The organism is Pseudomonas sp. SbOxS1 (assembly GCF_013416725.1).
In the GTDB taxonomy this organism is placed as follows: domain Bacteria; phylum Pseudomonadota; class Gammaproteobacteria; order Pseudomonadales; family Pseudomonadaceae; genus Aquipseudomonas.
In genome coordinates this window covers 247008-263625 of record NZ_JAAVXC010000008.1, presented here as the reverse complement: position 1 = coordinate 263625, position 16618 = coordinate 247008, and the positions used below count along the sequence as shown (strand labels likewise).

The following is a 16618-nucleotide window of genomic DNA, read 5'->3' as shown; positions in this document are numbered from 1 at the left end:
CTGACTAATGATGTGTCGGGCTCGCTGTCGGAGTCGAAGATGAACAACTGGCTGGACGAGATCAAATGGGATGCCGACGGCCTGGTGCCGGCGATTGCCCAGGACCACAAGACCGGGCGCGTCCTGATGATGGCCTGGATGAACCGCGAAGCATTGGAACTGACGGCTGCCGAGAACCGCGCCATCTACTGGTCGCGCTCGCGTGGCAAGCTGTGGCGCAAGGGCGAAGAGTCCGGCCACGTGCAGAAGCTGCATGAGATGCGCCTGGACTGCGACGCCGACGTGATCATCCTGATGGTCGAGCAAATCGGCGACATCGCCTGCCATACCGGCCGCCAGAGTTGCTTCTACCGTGTTTTCGAGAACGGCGACTGGACGACTGTCGACCCGGTCCTGAAAGATCCGCACGCCATCTACTCCGCAGGACACAAACATGAGTGACACGTTGACCCGTCTGGCCCAGGTGCTGGAAGAGCGCAAAGGCGCCGCCGCCGACAGCTCGTACGTTGCCAGCCTGTACCACAAGGGCTTGAACAAGATTCTGGAAAAAGTCGGTGAAGAGTCGGTCGAGACCATCATTGCCGCCAAGGACGCCGCCATCAGCGGCGACTGCAGCGATGTGATCTACGAAACCGCCGATTTGTGGTTCCACAGCATGGTCATGCTCGCCCAATTGGGGCAGCATCCCCAGGCTGTACTCGATGAACTGGACCGTCGCTTCGGTCTGTCCGGGCACGCCGAGAAAGCCTCGCGCCCGTCCGCCTGAATAACTATTAGAGAGGAGCAGCAGCATGGGCATTTTTGACTGGAAACACTGGATCGTCATCCTGGTTGTCGTGGTACTGGTATTCGGCACCAAGAAACTGAAAAACCTCGGCACCGACGTCGGCGAGTCGATCAAGGGCTTCAAGAAAGCCATGAACGACGACGAAAAACCGGCCGATCCGACAGCGACTCCGGCCCAACCGGTGCCACCGGTTCAGCCACAGGCCTCTGTGAACCAGCCGCACACCATCGACGTGCAGGCACAGAAAGTCGAAGAGCCGATCCGCAAAGACTCGTGAGCACTGACTAATGTTTGGTATCAGCTTCTCTGAACTGCTGCTCGTTGGTCTCGTCGCCCTGCTGGTGCTGGGCCCCGAGCGCCTGCCGGGCGCTGCGCGCACCGCCGGCCTGTGGGTTGGGCGCCTCAAGCGCAGCTTCAATGCAATCAAACAGGAAGTTGAACGTGAAATCGGTGCCGACGAGATTCGTCGGCAACTGCACAACGAGCACATCCTGTCGCTTGAGCAGGAGGCCCGCAAGATCTTCTCGCCGACCCAACAGCAGCCGACACCCGTCGAGCCTGTGGCGACGCAGACGATTGATGCGCCTGTCGTTGAACCTGCGCCGGTCGCCGCTGCACCTGTTGCAGCGACGCCGGCCGCCCCCGTTGCACCTGCGGCTGCGCCCGTTGCGCCGGCCCCTCATGACCCAACACTGCCGCCGCGAGCCCCATGAGCGATCTTCCTGAAAACGACCAGCACATGCCGCTGGTTTCGCACCTCACCGAGTTGCGTACCCGCCTGCTGCGCTGCGTAGCGGCGATCTTCATCATTTTTGCCGGGCTGTTCGCCTTTACCCAGCAGATCTACACCTTCGTCTCGACCCCGCTGCGGGCCTACCTGCCAGCCGGTGCGACGATGATTGCCACGGATGTGTCGTCGCCGTTCCTGACGCCACTGAAGCTGACCATGATGGTGTCGCTGTTCCTGGCGATCCCGGTGATCCTGCACCAGATCTGGGGCTTCATCGCGCCAGGCCTGTACAAGCACGAGAAGCGCATCGCCGTTCCCTTGCTGTGCTCGAGCATCGTGCTGTTCTACGCCGGCATGGCATTCGCCTATTTCCTGGTGTTCCCGTTGATCTTCAAATTCTTCGCCGCCGCCACCCCGGCCGGTGTGGAAATGATGACCGACATCACCAGCTACCTCGATTTCGTCATGACGCTGTTCTTCGCCTTCGGCGTGGCGTTCGAAATCCCGGTGGCCGTGGTGCTGCTGGTGTGGATCGGCGTGGTCGACGTCAAGTACCTGAAGAAAATCCGCCCGTACGTGATCATCGGCTGCTTCGTGGTCGGCATGATCCTGACCCCGCCGGACATTTTCTCGCAGACCCTGTTGGCCGTACCGATGTGGCTGCTGTTTGAAATCGGCATCCTGTTCGGCAGCCTGATCAGCAAGCGTGGCGAGCATCCGGACGACCAGCCTGCCGACGATAACAACGACCAGCCGCCAGCGACCCAACCGTGAACCTGCTGCTCCTTGAAGAGGCCGACTTCATTGCGGCCGACCGGGTTGTGCTGCGTGATCGGCGGTTGACCCACATGCAGGAAGTCCACCGCTGTGAAGTCGGTGACAGCATGCGGGTCGGCCGCATCGGCGGCCTGATGGGGTCGGCCGAGGTCCTGCGCCTGGACGCCAGCGAGGCGGAACTGCGCGTCACCCTCGACCAGCCTCCACCCGCCAAGCTGCCATTGACCCTGGTCCTGGCCCTGCCGCGGCCCAAGATGCTGCGCAGGGTGTTCCAGACCGTCGCGGCCATGGGTGTGCCACGGGTCGTGCTGGTGAACAGCTATCGCGTCGAGAAGAGCTTCTGGCAGACCCCGTTCCTGGAGCCCGAGGCCATTCGCGAGCAATTGATCCTTGGCCTAGAACAGGCCAGGGACAGCGTGCTGCCGCAAGTCGTGATCGAGAAACGCTTCAAGCCGTTCGTCGAAGATCGCCTGCCTGCCATCACCGAGGGCACCCTCGGCCTGGTTGGCCATCCGGGTCAGTACCCGCCCTGCCCCCGCGCCCTGACCGAGCCTGTGACCCTGGCCATTGGCCCGGAGGGTGGCTGGATCCCGTATGAGATCGACTTGCTGGGCAAATCCGGCCTGCAACCGGTGCAGCTGGGTGAGCGCATCCTGCGCGTGGAAACCGCCGTCACTGCCCTGCTGGCACGCCTCTTCTAACCCAACACCGCCCCCCTGTAGGAGCGAGCCTGCTCGCGAAAGACGTGAAGGCGCCGCAGTCATCCAGACAGCCCTCGTCTTCGTTAACGTCCATCGCGAGCAAGCTCGGCTCCTACAGAATGTTCACCGCCTGCCGATATACCTCCCATGAAACCAATGTGTGGTCCAAGGGAGCTGCAGCATGTACCAATCGCTAGCCGATAAACTGGGGAACGTAAGCGTAAACCGCAAGCTGGGCGTTGGCTTCGGTCTTGTGCTGCTGCTGACGATGCTGATCACCTTCACCGGCTGGACCGGCCTGAGCGACGTCACCCGTCGCGGTGATACGCTGGGGTTCATTTCCGATATCAACGGGATGACCAAAGACCTGCGTATCGCCCGCATGGACTACGAAATGCGCCGCGGCGAACAAGGCCCCGGCGCCGTGAATGATTTGCTGAACAAGCTCGACACCAACCTGCAAGCGGCTCGCCGGATGATCGAGCAACCCGCCGACGTGGCCATGGTCGACCAGCAATTGGCCGCCGTGAGCCAATACAAGCAAGCCTTCGCGTCCATGACCCAGATTAGCGCCAGCCGCGAAGACGCCCGCAGCAAACTGGGCGCCACCGCCGACAATGCCGTGGCCAAAGTCGCTGAAGTCGAACAATCCATGCTGCAAGGCGACAGCGTGGCGCAGTTAAACAGCGTGATCGACCTGAGCAAACTGATCCAGCAAGCGCGCTTCCAGGTGCGTGGCTACACCTACAGCGGTAAGGCCGAGGCCGAGCAACCGGCGCTGGATGCCATCGACAACGCCCTGAAATACCTGCAAAGCCTGCCATCGAAGCTGCCGGAACAACACATCGGTAACCTGCAGCAGGCGACCGACTCACTCAAAGCCTACCGCGCCGCGGTCAGCCAGTACCGTGATTCCCAGACCGCCAGCGCCGAAGCGTTCAAACACATGGCCGCGCAAGGGGAAATCCTGCTCCAGGTCAGCCAGAAGCTCACCGTCTCACAAACGCTGGTGCGCGATACCGACGTAGCGCACGCCAAGAACATGCTGTTGCTGGCCACCGTCCTGGCGCTGGTCTTTGGCCTGTTTGCCGCCTGGGCCATCACCCGGCAGATCGTGATTCCGCTGAACCAGACCCTCAAGGCGGCCGAGCGCATCGCTGCCGGCGACCTGACCCACAACCTGCTGTCCAAGCGCCAGGACGAACTTGGCCAGCTGCAACGGGCCATCCAGAGCATGACCCAAGGCCTGCGTGAACTGATCGGCGGCATCAGCGACGGCGTTACACAAATTGCCAGCGCCGCCGAGGAACTGTCCGCCGTTACCGAACAAACCAGCGCCGGTGTCACCAACCAGAAGGTCGAAACCGACCAGGTGGCCACCGCCATGAATGAAATGACCGCCACGGTGCAGGAAGTCGCGCGCAACGCCGAGGAAGCCTCCGAGGCCGCCGTCGCCGCCGATCAACAGGCCCGCGAAGGGGACAAGGTGGTGGGCGAAGCCATCGCACAGATCGAGCGCCTGGCCCTGGAAGTGAGTCACTCCACCGAGGCCATGGGCGAGCTCAAGCGCGAAAGCGACAAGATCGGCAGCGTGCTCGACGTGATCAAGTCCGTTGCCCAGCAAACCAACCTGCTGGCGCTCAACGCGGCCATTGAAGCCGCCCGTGCCGGTGAAGCCGGACGTGGTTTCGCGGTGGTCGCCGATGAAGTACGCAGCCTGGCGCAACGCACCCAGAAGTCCACCGAAGAGATCGAAGAGCTGATCGTCGGCCTGCAAAACGGTACGCAGCAAGTGGCAAGCATCATGGACAACAGCCGCGCCCTGACCGACAGCAGCGTGGAGCTGACCCGTCGCGCCGGCGGCTCACTGGAGAACATCACCCGCACGGTGTCGGCGATCCAGGCGATGAACCAGCAGATTGCCGCCGCTGCGGAACAGCAGAGCGCTGTCGCCGAAGAGATCAACCGTAGCGTGCTGAACGTACGCGATGTGTCGGACCAGACGTCGGCTGCGAGTGAAGAGACGGCGGCGTCCAGCATCGAGCTGGCGCGGTTGGGGACGCATTTGCAGATGCTGGTGGGCAAGTTCAGGGTTTGAGGTGATGCGAGGGCCTCGGTTCGCATGGGACCGAGGTGATGCAATCGCCAGCAGGCTGGCTCCCACAGTGGATTTGTGGTGTTCACACCAAACCCTGTGGGAGCCAGCCTGCTGGCGATTAGCGGCCCCCAAGGCCGCTGCATTTAGAGGACCTGCCGCAGGAACGCCTGAGCCCGCGGATCCTTCGGTGCATCAAAGAACTCCGCCGGCGAAGCATCTTCCAGCAACTTCCCGTGATCGAAGAACAACACCCGATCCGCCACTTCCCGGGCAAAGCCCATTTCATGGGTGACGCAGACCATGGTCATGCCTTCCACGGCCAGGTTTTTCATCACATCCAGCACTTCCCCGACCATTTCCGGGTCCAGCGCCGAAGTCGGCTCATCGAACAGCATGACCTTCGGCTCCATCGCCAAAGCCCGGGCAATGGCCACACGCTGTTGCTGACCGCCGGACAGGCGCGACGGAAACTCATTGGCCTTCTGGGCAATACCGACCTTTTCCAGCAGCGCCATGGCCTTGGCCTCGCGCTCTTTCTTGCCGCGCTTGCGCACGACTTTCTGTGCGAGGCAGAGGTTTTCCAGCACGGTCATGTGCGGGAACAGGTTGAAGTGCTGGAACACCATGCCGACTTCGCGGCGATAGGCGTTCACGTCAGTCTTCGGGTCAGCCAGTTGCAGGCCATCGATACTCACCGAGCCCGAGTCGAACTCTTCAAGGCCATTGAGGCAGCGCAGGAAGGTCGACTTGCCGGAACCGGACGGACCGATCACTACCAGCACTTCGCCCTTGGCCACATTGGTGGAGACGTTATCGACGGCACGCACCACCTGGCCACGGGTGTCGTAGACTTTTACCAGATCGCGGACTTCAATCACTTTGCGCGAGCCTCCGCTCAAGCCGGCTGGCGATTTTCGACAGCGGCAGGTTGATCAACAGGTACAGGCCGGCGACGCAGAACAGGATTTCGAACGGCGAGAACGAGGTGGTGATGACTTCGCGGCCGCTTTTGAGCAGTTCGGTAATCGCGATCACCGACACCAGCGACGTGTCTTTCACCAGGCTGATGAACTGCCCAGCCAGCGGCGGCAATACGCGTTTGAACGCCTGCGGCAACACCACATGACGCATCGACTGCCCCGCGCTCAAGCCCAGGGAACGCGCGGCTTCGTTCTGGCCACGGGCAATCGACTGCACGCCGGAGCGGATGATTTCCGCCACGTAGGCGCCGGTGAACAGCGACAGTGCGGCGATCCCGGCGAACTCCCGGGACAGGTTCATCACGGTGCCGATAAAGAAGTAGAAAATGAAGATCTGTACCAGCAGCGGCGTACCGCGCACCAGCTCGACGTAAATAGTCGAAAGGTCGCGCAGGGTCGGGTTGTTCGACAGCCGGCACAGGCCTGTCGCCAGGCCGATCAACAGGCCGAGCACGCCAGACACCACCGACAGCCACAGCGTGGTCCACAGCCCCCACAACAACGGCCCAGCGGCCCAGTGACGGGTGACGCCAATCACATCGCCTTCGGCCACGTCATCGCCTTGGGCGACTTGCAGGCTGTTGTCATCGACAGTCAGGTGTTGCTCGTCGCCGGCGTCATTGCGCAGGGTGACTTCTGCCTTGCCGCCCTTGCGCACCAGTTCGCTGACGGTAGAGATGTCGGCGGCGCGCTGGGACTCTTCGGCTTGGTAGGCAAAGTACTGCGGTACGCGGTTCCAACGCCATTCGTAGGACATCAGCGAGGTGGCGTAATACAACGCGCTAGCCAGGCCGATCAGCACCAGCACGGTCAGCACGTGCCAGGGCCATTGGGCTTTTTTCTGTTTCATTACAGGTTCCGGGATTTGTGTTGCCTTGGAGGCCGTCATCGCCAGCAGGCTGGCTCCCACAGGGGAATGCATTTCATTGTGGGAGCCAGCCTGCTGGCGATTGCGCGCGACGCGGTCTATCTGACCGGGCCTTACTCCATGTCCTTCTGCCAAGCGGTGTCTTTGAACCACTTGTCATGGATGCGATCGTAGGTTCCGTCTTCGTGGATCTGGTGCAGGAAGTTGTTGATGAAGTTGATGCTGTCGTAGTCACCCTTCTTCAGCCCGAACGCCAGCGGCTCGTAGGTGAACGGCTTGTCGAGGAATACCAGCTTGCCGTTGCCGACCTTGTTCACAGCCACGACGTTGTAAGGCGCGTCGTAGATGAAGGCGTCGGCCTTGCCGTTGACTACATCGAGCACGGCTTCCTGCTCGTTGTCATAACCGTGGTACTTGGCTTTGGAGATCAGCTTTTTAGCGACCATTTCGCCGGTGGTGCCGAGCTTGGAGGTGATGCGGTAGTCAGCGGTGTTCAGGTCTTTGTAGGACTTGATCGTGCCTTCCAGCTCCTTGCGGATCAGCAGGGTCTGGCCAACCACGATGAACGGTTCGCTGAAGTTCAGGCGCAGGTTACGCTCCTGGGTCAGGGTCATGCCGCTGCCGATCATGTCGAACTTGTCGGTCAGCAGGGCCGGGATGATGCCGTCGTAGCCGGTGGACACCAGCTCCAGCTTGACGCCCATGGCCTTGGTCATGGCCTTGAGGATGTCGACTTCGAAACCGATGATCTCGCCGCGTTTGTTGGTCATTTCGAACGGCATGTAGGTCGGGTCCATGCCGACTTTCAACGTGCCGCGCTTGACCGCGTCATCAATGGCACCGGCCTGCGCCGCGCTGACTGCAACCAATGCCGTGACGCCGACCAGCAGCATCGACAGATACTTCTTCATCTTCAAGTCCCCAAAACCATTGCGTTTGCGGCGCGAAATCGACAGTTTTCCAAGGAAAACAGACAGATACGGACACAAAGCGGTCCGGGCGCACCAATTCGGGGACGGATGCTAACGCACCTGCTCAATTGCACAAGTTTTTTGGGCAATAAAAAACCCGCTTTCGCGGGTCTTGATTGATCGTTCCCACGCTCTGCGTGGGAATGCAGCCAGGGACGCTCTGCGTCCCAATCCAAAGCCGAACGTGGAGCGTCCGTTGAGACATTCCCACGCAGAGCGTGGGAACGATCAGCGCCAGCCAGCAGGGCTCTTCATCACGCCAACTGCGGCTGCACGCTCAGCGGCCTGAGCGGCAACAGCGGTGCATGAGGATCGGCCTGCACCGACTTGCGCCATGCGCCCAGCCACTCGGGGTGACCTTCGCTCCACACCTGCTCGTGCAAGCGAGCCAATGCCACCGGGTCGCTCAGCAGTTGCACGCGCTCATTGTTGGTCAGGCCTTCAGGCCCGACTTTCATGGCGTGCCGCACCCGCTCGACCCGCAGCCATTCGATCGGCTCGGCCTCACGGTGACGCGAAGTCGCCAGCGAACACGCCAGGGCGTTCTGCTGCGGATCGACCACCGAACGGACGAAGCCGTCGTTCAGCGCATGCCAACGGTTTTCGTGGGTGTACTGATCAGTCGCCAACAACGCCTGCGGCGGATTGTATTCCTCAGGGATCAGGAACAGGCTCTCGTCACGGGACTTGAGGCCCAGGCCGACACGGCTGGAAATCACCGACACCGGGATCGACAGCATCAGCGAACCGACAATCGGAACCAACCACCACAGGAAGCTCGGGTTCAGCCAGATCACCAGCAGGGCCCAGAAGAAACCCAGCAAGGTCTGCGGACCGTGGCGCTTGACCGCTTCGCTCCATGGCGTGGAGTCGTCGTCACGCTGCGGCGAGTTCCAGGTCGCAGCCCAGCCCAGGAACGCGGCGAGCACGAAACGGGTGTGGAAAATCATCCGCACCGGCGCCAGCAGCATGGAGAACAGCATCTCCAGCAGCATCGACAGCGTCACCTTGAACTTGCCACCGAACTCTTTCGCGCCCTTGGCCCAGATCAGGATGATGCTCAACAGCTTAGGCAGGAACAGCAACACGATCGTGGTCGAGAACAGCGCGATCGCCTTGTCCGGGTGCCATTGTGGCCACAGCGGATAGAGCTGGCGCGGTTCGAGGAAGTATTGCGGCTCCATCAACGTGTTAACCGCCAACAGCGCCGTCGACAACACGAGGAAGAAGAACCACAGCGGCGCCGACAAGTAGGACATCACGCCGGTCAGGAACACCGCACGGTGCACCGGGTGCATGCCCTTGACCAGGAACAGGCGGAAGTTCATCAGGTTACCGTGGCACCAGCGACGGTCACGCTTGAGTTCGTCCAGCAGGTTCGGCGGCAGCTCTTCATAGCTGCCCGGCAGATCGTAGGCAATCCACACACCCCAACCGGCTCGGCGCATCAGCGCGGCTTCGACGAAGTCGTGGGACAGGATCGCACCGGCGAACGCGCCTTTGCCCGGCAACGGCGCCAGGGCGCAGTGCTCGATGAACGGCTTCATGCGGATGATCGCGTTGTGGCCCCAGTAGTGGGATTCGCCCAACTGCCAGAAGTGCAGGCCAGCGGTGAACAGCGGACCGTACACGCGGGTGGCGAACTGCTGCATGCGCGCATACAGGGTGTCCATGCCCGACGCACGTGGCGCGGTCTGGATGATCCCGGCGTCCGGCGTGGCTTCCATCAGGCGGACCAGACTGGTCAGGCACTCGCCGCTCATTACCGAGTCGGCGTCGAGCACGACCATGTACTTGTAGTCACCACCCCAACGACGGCAGAAGTCGTCGAGGTTGCCGCTTTTACGTTTCACACGGCGACGGCGACGACGATAGAAGATCTTGCCGAAGCCACCGGCTTCGCGGCAGACGTCCAGCCAGGCCTGCTGTTCGGCGACGCAGATGTCGGCGTCGTTACTGTCGCTGAGGACGAAGAAGTCAAAGCGATCCAGGTCACCCGTGGCGGCTACCGACTCGAACGTTGCACGCAGACCAGCGAACACCCGAGGCACGTCTTCGTTACAGATCGGCATCACCAGTGCGGTGCGCGCATCCTTCGGAATCGGCTCGTTGCCGGCACTTTTGCCGGAGATGCGGTATTTATCGTGACCGGTGAGCAACTCGAGGAAGCCCATCAGCGCGGTCCAGAAACCGGCCGAGACCCAGCAGAACAGAATCCCGAACAGGATCAGGATGCTGGTCTGCAAGGCATACGGCAGCACTTGCGTGGCGGTTTGCAGCAGCGGTTGGTGCAGGACTTCGTCAAGATCGACGAACGACCAGCCCTGGTACGGCATGATGCCTTTCATGTACCAGCCGGCGACGACGGTCTGGCCGAGCATCAGTACCAGCAGAATGTAGCGACGGATCGAACCGACCGTGCGCCAGCGCGCCGCCGGCAGCACGTTCTCATCCTTTGGCGGCTTCGGCGGGTTGGTGCGACCGGTCATACGGCGCCAGCCGCGCACCAGAATATTGGTACGCCACGGCTCCGGCACGACCTTGGTCCGACGAATCGGCGGGGTCGCCTTCAGGCAAACGCGACCGCTGGCGTCGAGCGCCAGCATTTCAGCGTCCTGCAACTCTTCGGCAGTGCTCAGGGTCAGGCGCGTGCCAACCGAGGCCTGGGCGGCCTCGGTCGGCGCGTCGAACGTCGAAGACGACAGACGTTCATGCAGTTCACTGAAAGACCTGCAGCCCGCGAGTTCCGCGCGCTGCTGGTCGGTCATCGGCAGATGTGCCAGGTACTCGGATAGAGTCTCTGGCTGTACTTGAGAATTACTCATCGGCAGGCAACTGGTAGCTCCAGGTCTCGGTCAGGACTTCTTCAGTCGGTGCCGATTCCGGTGTGGCTGGGACCGCGTCGGCAGCAGCAGGCTGCTTGACGTCATTGTTGTTCGCCTTGTCCTTGGCATCTGCAACTGGCTTGGCTTCGGCCTGTTTGGCCTCGGCGGCCTTCGCTTCCTTGTCAGCTTTCTCCGCTTGCTTGGCCGCCACTTTGTCGGCCTTGGCTACGGAAGAAGTGGAGGCTGGAATCGAAGTCTTGGCCAGATCGGCAGGTACGATGTTCTGCACAAGTGCCGCACGCATCTCGGTGGACTTGCTCGGGTCCTTGATCTTCATGCGCAACGTCAGGCGCCAGCCCTTGGTTTCAGGGTTGTAGCGCACGCTGTTCTCGACCAGCTCGGCGTTATCGCCGACGCTGACCTGGCTGCGCACGTCTGTATCCGGTGCCAATGCCGCCAGGGACGGACCTTCAAAGTCCACCAGATAGGCAACGCTGCCATCCGGCTGACGAATCAGGTTGGACTGTTTCACGTCACCGGTGGATTTCAGGGTCTGACTGACCCACGCACTGTCCGGTGCGTGCAGCGCCGCTTCGTCCATGGTCCAGTGCATGCGATAGGCGAAGTCCAGCGGCTGGCCTGGCTCCGGCATTTTTTCCGGGCTCCAGAAAGCCACGATATTGTCGTTGGTTTCGTCGGCGGTCGGAATCTCGACCAGATCGACGGTGCCCTTGCCCCAGTCGCCTTTCGGTTCAATCCAGGCGCTTGGACGCTTGTCGTAGCGGTCGTCGAGGTCTTCGTAGTGGCTGAAGTCACGGCCACGTTGCAGCAAGCCGAAGCCACGCGGGTTCTCGACCGAGAAGTTGCTCACCGCCAGGTGTTTCGGATTGTTCAGCGGACGCCAGATCCACTCGCCGTTGCCGGCATGGATCGCCAGGCCGCTGGAATCGTGCAGCTCACGACGGTAGTTGAGGACTTTCGACGGCTGGTTGGCGCCGAACAGGAACATGCTGGTCAGTGGCGCGATGCCCAGTTTGCCGACCTTGTCACGCAGGAACATCTGCGCCTTGACGTCGACAATGGTGTCGCTGCCCGGACGCAGGGTCAGGCGATAGGCACCGGTCGCCCGTGGCGAATCCAGCAGGGCGAAGATCACCAGGTGCTTGTCGCCCGGCTTCGGCTGTTGAATCCAGAACTCGCGAAAACGCGGGAATTCTTCACCGGACGGCAGTGCGGTATCGATCGCCATGCCGCGAGCGGACAAACCGTAGACGTGCCCCTTGCCAACCACGCGGAAGTAACTCGCGCCCAGCATGGTCATGATTTCGTCTTGCTTGTCAGCCTTGTTGACCGGGTACAGGACACGGAAACCGGCGTAACCGAGTTGTTCGGTGGCCTTGGGGTCGAACTTGACGTCGCCGAAATCGAAACGACTTGGGTCGTACTTGATCTCTTCGACGGTGTTCGCCGTGATTTCGTTGATTTTCACCGGCGTATCGAAATGCATGCCCTGGTGATAGAACGACAGCTTGAACGGGGTCTTCTGATCGGCCCATTCGGCTTTTTCAGTCAGGAAACGAATTTTCTGATAGTCGGCGAATTTCATCTCGCGAAATTCGTTCGGCAGGTTACTGCGCGGAGCTTCGTACTTTTGCCCGGCCAGCTCTTTTGCCTTGACCGATACATCATCCAGACTGAATGCCCAAAGCTGGCCGGCGCTGAGCAGGCACAGCAGTGCCGAGCCCGCTACCAATGCGCTACGAAACCGTTTGGCAGTCAATTTTGGTGCGTTACAGGGACTAACAATCACGAGCAACCCTCGCCGAAAACAGATCAAAAAACCAACGGCCAGTTAAAGGGCCAGCAGGTATCCGGTACAAAAAAACCGGTCCCGCAGACCACTCTTGCCAAGTTGGCGAGCATTGTTCCGACTCCGCTGGGGCAAAATGATTCCCCAATCGGATCCGGACAAGTCTCTACCTAAGTCAAAATGGACCAACGAACGCTGATCCCCGTAGCGCGCGATTATCTAGTAGGCCGCGTTACAACGCATCAGGGGTAACAAAGTATTTATCGGGAAAAACGCCTGTTTTCAGTCGAAATGCGCTTAAAAAGATGTTTCAAGCGCTTTCAGGTCTGTAACAGGAAGGTTACCGGGCCGTCGTTGACCAGGTGCACCTGCATATCCGCGCCGAATCTACCTGATGCCACAGTGCCATGCACCTGTTTCGCTTTGCTTAATAGATAGTCGAAAAGCTCCTCGCCCAAGGCCGGAGGGGCCGCGGTCGAGAAACTCGGGCGCAAGCCGCTCTTGGTATCGGCGGCCAGGGTGAACTGCGAGACCAGCAGCAACCCGCCACCCACATCCGCCAGGGACAGGTTCATCTTGCCCTCAGCGTCGCTGAACACACGATAGTTAAGCAGCTTATTGAGAAGTTTGTCGGCGCTGGCCCGCGTGTCGTCCGGTTCTATGGCGACCAGCACCAGCAACCCCTGATCGACCGCGCCGACCACCTGCCCCGCCACCTCGACTCGCGCGCCGCGCACGCGCTGCAGCAGCCCTTTCATGCTTCGTCGGGGGCCAGATCGAGCAAGCGTCGCGCCATCCGATCGGCGGCGCGCACCAAGGCATCGGTAATCCCCGGCTCAGCGGCGGCATGGCCCGCGTCACGGATGATTTGCAGTTCGCTGTTCGGCCAGGCCTGGTGCAGCTCCCAGGCGTTATCCAGCGGGCAAATCACGTCATAGCGACCATGGATGATCACGCCAGGCAAATGAGCGATTTTGTCCATGTCGCGAATCAACTGATTGGCTTCAAGGAACGCATTGTTGGTGAAGTAGTGGCATTCGATACGAGCAATGGAGAGCGCGCGCTGGGGCTCGGAAAAACGATCGACCACCAAGGGGTTCGGCCGCAGGGTCGCGGTCCGGCCTTCCCACGTGGACCAGGCCTTGGCCGCGTGCATCTGGGCGATCTGATCGTTGCCGGTCAGGCGTTTGTGGAACGCGGTAAGCAAATCGTGGCGCTCGTCCTGCGGGATAGGCGCGATGTAGTCCTGCCAGTAATCGGGGAACAGACGGCTGGCGCCCGCCTGATAAAACCATTCGATTTCCTGCGGGCGGCAGAGAAAAATCCCGCGCAGGATCAACCCGTGCACACGCTCCGGATGGGTTTGCGCGTAGGCCAGCGCCAGGGTCGAACCCCAGGAGCCGCCAAACAACACCCACTTGTCGATGCCCAGGTGCTCGCGGATTCGCTCAAGGTCGGCGACCAGGTCCCAGGTCGTGTTGTTTTCGAGGCTGGCGTGGGGCGTGGAGCGGCCGCAACCACGCTGATCGAAGGTGACAATGCGGTACAGGTTGGGATCGAAGTAGCAGCGGCTCGCCGCATCGCACCCGGCGCCGGGACCACCGTGAATGAACACCACCGGCAAACCTTGCGGTGAACCGCTTTCGTCGACATACAGCGTGTGGGTCTCGTCGACGGCCAGATCGTGCCGGGCGTGGGGTTTGATCTGCGGGTACAAAGTCTGCATTGCGCACTCCGTAAGGGGTCGAGGTCATCCCTGGGGGGACTTCTATTATTCTGCCGTTGGGCATCATAAACCCGAATTACGTCATTGAGCATGCACATGTAGAGTCAGAGTTATCGTTCCCACGCTCTGCGTGGGAATGCATCCCGTGACGCTCTGCGTCACAGTGGACGCGGAGCGTCCATGGCGGCATTCCCACGCAGAGCGTGGGAACGATCAGTTGCAGGGTTACACGTTGTAATGCTTTTCGCCCCAGGCCAGCAGGCCTTGCAGCAATTCCTTCAACACCACCCGCGTCGGCTCGGCCAGATCCGGCCGATAGCGGAACGGCTCGAACTCTTCCATGTAGGTGCACTGGCCCAGTTCCAGTTGCACGGCATGAATGTTTTCTGCCGGATTGCCGTAGTGACGGGTGATGTGCCCGCCCTTGAAGCGCCCGTTCAGCACATGGCTGTAGTCCGGGTGACCGGCGCAGATCGCTTCCAGTTGCGAAGCCAGCTGCGGATCACAACTGGCGCCGTTGAAGGTACCGAGGTTGAAGTCCGGCAATTTGCCGTCGAACAGGTGCGGGATGATCGAGCGAATCGAGTGCGCATCGAACAACAGCGCGTAGCCGAACTCGGCTCTCAGTCGCGCCAGTTCGTTCTGCAAGGTGCTGTGGTATGGGGTCCAGATCTGTTCCAGATAGGTTGCACGCTCCTCCTTGGAAGGCTCCAGCCCTTCGCGGAACAACGGAATGCCGTCGAACAGGGTCGCCGGGTACAGGCCGGTGGTAGCGCCGACGTACAAAGGCTTATCGTCGGACGGCCGGTTCAGGTCGATGACGAACCGCGAGTATTCGGCGGCGAGGGTGCTGGCACCCAGTTCGGCGGCGAAATCGTACAGCTGCGGGATGTGCCAGTCGGTGTCCGGCAGGCTTTTCGCGTCGGGGATCAACCCGGCTTCGACTGCCGGAGTCAGGCGCACACCGGCATGAGGCATGCTGATCAGCAGCGGTACGCGGCCTTGCTTGAAGTTCAGAACCTTATCCACAACTGTTCTCCTACAGACTTGTTTCGACGCCGTGACGCACGACGCGTTTTTCCAAGTCGCCGCCCAGCCAGTAGCACAGGTCGGCCGGGCGATCGATTTGCCAGGCAACGAAATCCGCGACCTTGCCCGCCTCCAGCGATCCGTGGGTAGCGGACATGCCCAATGCCGTGGCGGCATGAATCGTCGCGCCAGCCAGGGCTTCCTCCGGGGTCATGCGGAAACAGGTGCAGGCCATGTTCAGCATCAGGCGCAACGACAGCGCCGGCGAGGTGCCGGGGTTGAGGTCGCTGGCAATGGCGATTTTCACGCCGTGTTTGCGCAAGGCCTCCATCGGTGGCAATTGGGTCTCGCGCAGGAAGTAGAAGGCGCCGGGCAGCAACACGGCCACCGTGCCGGATTTGGCCATGGCGATAGCGTCGTCTTCGGTCATGAATTCCAGATGATCGGCCGACAGTGCGTGGTAACGCGCCGCGAGGCTCGATCCATGCAGGGACGAGAGCTGCTCGGCGTGCAGCTTCACCGGCAGACCCAGCTCCTGGGCAGTGATGAATACGCGTTCAACCTGTGCAGGGGAAAACGCCAGGTATTCGCAAAAGGCATCCACCGCGTCCACCAGCCCTTCGGCGGCCAGGGCCGGGAGCATTTCGCTGCAGATGTGATCGATGTAATCGTCGGCGCGATCGGTGTACTCCGGCGGCAAGGCGTGAGCCGCGAGGCAGGTGCTGCGCACGCTGACCGGCAGTTCGACGCCGAGGCGACGGGCTACCCGCAGCATCTTGCGTTCGTTGGCCAGGTCCAGGCCATAGCCGGATTTGATTTCGATGCTGGTGACGCCATCGCGCATAAGGCTTTTCAGGCGCTTGGCAGCGCTGGCGAACAGTTCGTCTTCGCTGGCCGCGCGAGTAGCCCGAACGGTGCTGGCGATGCCGCCACCGCTTGCTGCAATTTCCGCGTAGCTGACGCCTTGCAGGCGCTGCTCGAATTCGCCACTGCGATTGCCGCCGAACACCGTGTGGGTGTGGCAGTCGATCAGGCCGGGCGTGACCCAGGCCCCGTTCAAATCATTGACCGCCGGGTACTCGCCGGACGGCAGCTCACTGCGCGGGCCGACCCACTCGATGTGTGCACCGGACGTCACGATGGCGGCATCCTCGATGATCGAGTAGACGCCTTGGGCCATGGTTGCGACGTGGCAGTGTTGCCAGAGGGTTTTCATCCCTTAGTCTCCACAGTATTCAAAATCGAATCGCCAGCAGGCTGGCTCCCACAGAAGTACGTATTACAACTGTGGGAGCCAGCCTGCTGGCGATGAGTCC

The 16618-nt window shown here is 61.2% G+C and carries 16 protein-coding genes; 7 read left to right on the top strand and 9 right to left on the bottom strand.

What is annotated here, in order from left to right; translation table 11 throughout:
- Positions 1 to 39 precede the first annotated feature (39 nt).
- The 7 genes from hisI (at position 40) to HFK74_RS13300 (ending at position 5093) form a co-directional block, all read left to right on the top strand.
- Positions 40 to 441, top strand: a complete 402-nt coding sequence (gene hisI / locus HFK74_RS13330) for a phosphoribosyl-AMP cyclohydrolase (protein ID WP_180203904.1) — start codon at positions 40 to 42, stop codon at positions 439 to 441.
- Positions 434 to 766 carry a phosphoribosyl-ATP diphosphatase gene (locus HFK74_RS13325; protein WP_007899279.1) on the top strand — a complete coding sequence of 111 codons (333 nt, stop codon included), beginning with the start codon at positions 434 to 436 and terminating at the stop codon, positions 764 to 766. Before hisI ends, HFK74_RS13325 begins: the two co-directional genes overlap by 8 nt.
- 25 nt (positions 767 to 791) lie before the next feature.
- Positions 792 to 1064: a twin-arginine translocase TatA/TatE family subunit gene (locus HFK74_RS13320; protein ID WP_180203903.1), complete on the top strand. Its 273-nt coding sequence runs from the start codon at positions 792 to 794 to the stop codon at positions 1062 to 1064.
- A gap of 10 nt (positions 1065 to 1074) precedes the next feature.
- The gene (gene tatB, locus HFK74_RS13315; RefSeq protein ID WP_180203902.1) at positions 1075 to 1500 is read left to right on the top strand and encodes a Sec-independent protein translocase protein TatB; all 426 of its coding nucleotides are present in this window, start codon (positions 1075 to 1077) and stop codon (positions 1498 to 1500) included.
- On the top strand, positions 1497 to 2291 hold the full coding sequence (tatC, locus tag HFK74_RS13310; protein ID WP_008058092.1) for a twin-arginine translocase subunit TatC: 795 nt from the start codon (positions 1497 to 1499) through the stop codon (positions 2289 to 2291). The genes tatB and tatC overlap by 4 nt, the downstream gene beginning before the upstream one ends.
- On the top strand, positions 2288 to 2995 hold the full coding sequence (locus tag HFK74_RS13305) for a 16S rRNA (uracil(1498)-N(3))-methyltransferase (RefSeq protein ID WP_180203901.1): 708 nt from the start codon (positions 2288 to 2290) through the stop codon (positions 2993 to 2995). Before tatC ends, HFK74_RS13305 begins: the two co-directional genes overlap by 4 nt.
- A 181-nt stretch (positions 2996 to 3176) precedes the next feature.
- Complete coding sequence (locus HFK74_RS13300) at positions 3177 to 5093, top strand: methyl-accepting chemotaxis protein (protein ID WP_180203900.1); 1917 nt, start codon at positions 3177 to 3179, stop codon at positions 5091 to 5093.
- A gap of 143 nt (positions 5094 to 5236) precedes the next feature.
- Here HFK74_RS13300 and HFK74_RS13295 read toward each other — a convergent pair whose 3' ends face one another.
- The 9 genes from HFK74_RS13295 to hutI form a co-directional block, all read right to left on the bottom strand.
- Entirely contained in the window at positions 5237 to 5971 is a 735-nt protein-coding gene (locus HFK74_RS13295) for an amino acid ABC transporter ATP-binding protein (RefSeq protein WP_180203899.1), read from the bottom strand.
- Positions 5964 to 6923, bottom strand: a complete 960-nt coding sequence (locus HFK74_RS13290; protein WP_180203898.1) for an amino acid ABC transporter permease — start codon at positions 6921 to 6923, stop codon at positions 5964 to 5966. The genes HFK74_RS13295 and HFK74_RS13290 overlap by 8 nt, the downstream gene beginning before the upstream one ends.
- 131 nt (positions 6924 to 7054) lie before the next feature.
- Positions 7055 to 7852, bottom strand: coding sequence for a transporter substrate-binding domain-containing protein (locus HFK74_RS13285; RefSeq protein WP_060542934.1), 798 nt, complete (start codon positions 7850 to 7852; stop codon positions 7055 to 7057).
- Between the two features lie 314 nt (positions 7853 to 8166).
- Complete coding sequence (mdoH, locus tag HFK74_RS13280; protein ID WP_180203897.1) at positions 8167 to 10737, bottom strand: glucans biosynthesis glucosyltransferase MdoH; 2571 nt, start codon at positions 10735 to 10737, stop codon at positions 8167 to 8169.
- Complete coding sequence (locus HFK74_RS13275; RefSeq protein ID WP_180203896.1) at positions 10730 to 12547, bottom strand: glucan biosynthesis protein G; 1818 nt, start codon at positions 12545 to 12547, stop codon at positions 10730 to 10732. The genes mdoH and HFK74_RS13275 overlap by 8 nt, the downstream gene beginning before the upstream one ends.
- A 320-nt stretch (positions 12548 to 12867) precedes the next feature.
- The gene (gene dtd, locus HFK74_RS13270) at positions 12868 to 13305 is read right to left on the bottom strand and encodes a D-aminoacyl-tRNA deacylase (RefSeq protein WP_180203895.1); all 438 of its coding nucleotides are present in this window, start codon (positions 13303 to 13305) and stop codon (positions 12868 to 12870) included.
- A complete protein-coding gene (pip, locus tag HFK74_RS13265) occupies positions 13302 to 14273 on the bottom strand; it encodes a prolyl aminopeptidase (RefSeq protein WP_008058071.1) in 972 nt (323 codons plus the stop codon). Before pip ends, dtd begins: the two co-directional genes overlap by 4 nt.
- 225 nt (positions 14274 to 14498) lie before the next feature.
- Positions 14499 to 15302 carry an N-formylglutamate deformylase gene (gene hutG, locus HFK74_RS13260; RefSeq protein WP_180203894.1) on the bottom strand — a complete coding sequence of 268 codons (804 nt, stop codon included), beginning with the start codon at positions 15300 to 15302 and terminating at the stop codon, positions 14499 to 14501.
- Positions 15303 to 15312: 10 nt separating this feature from the next.
- Positions 15313 to 16518 (bottom strand): imidazolonepropionase, encoded by a 1206-nt coding sequence (gene hutI / locus HFK74_RS13255; protein ID WP_180203893.1) that lies wholly within the window; start codon positions 16516 to 16518, stop codon positions 15313 to 15315.
- Positions 16519 to 16618 lie beyond the last annotated feature (100 nt).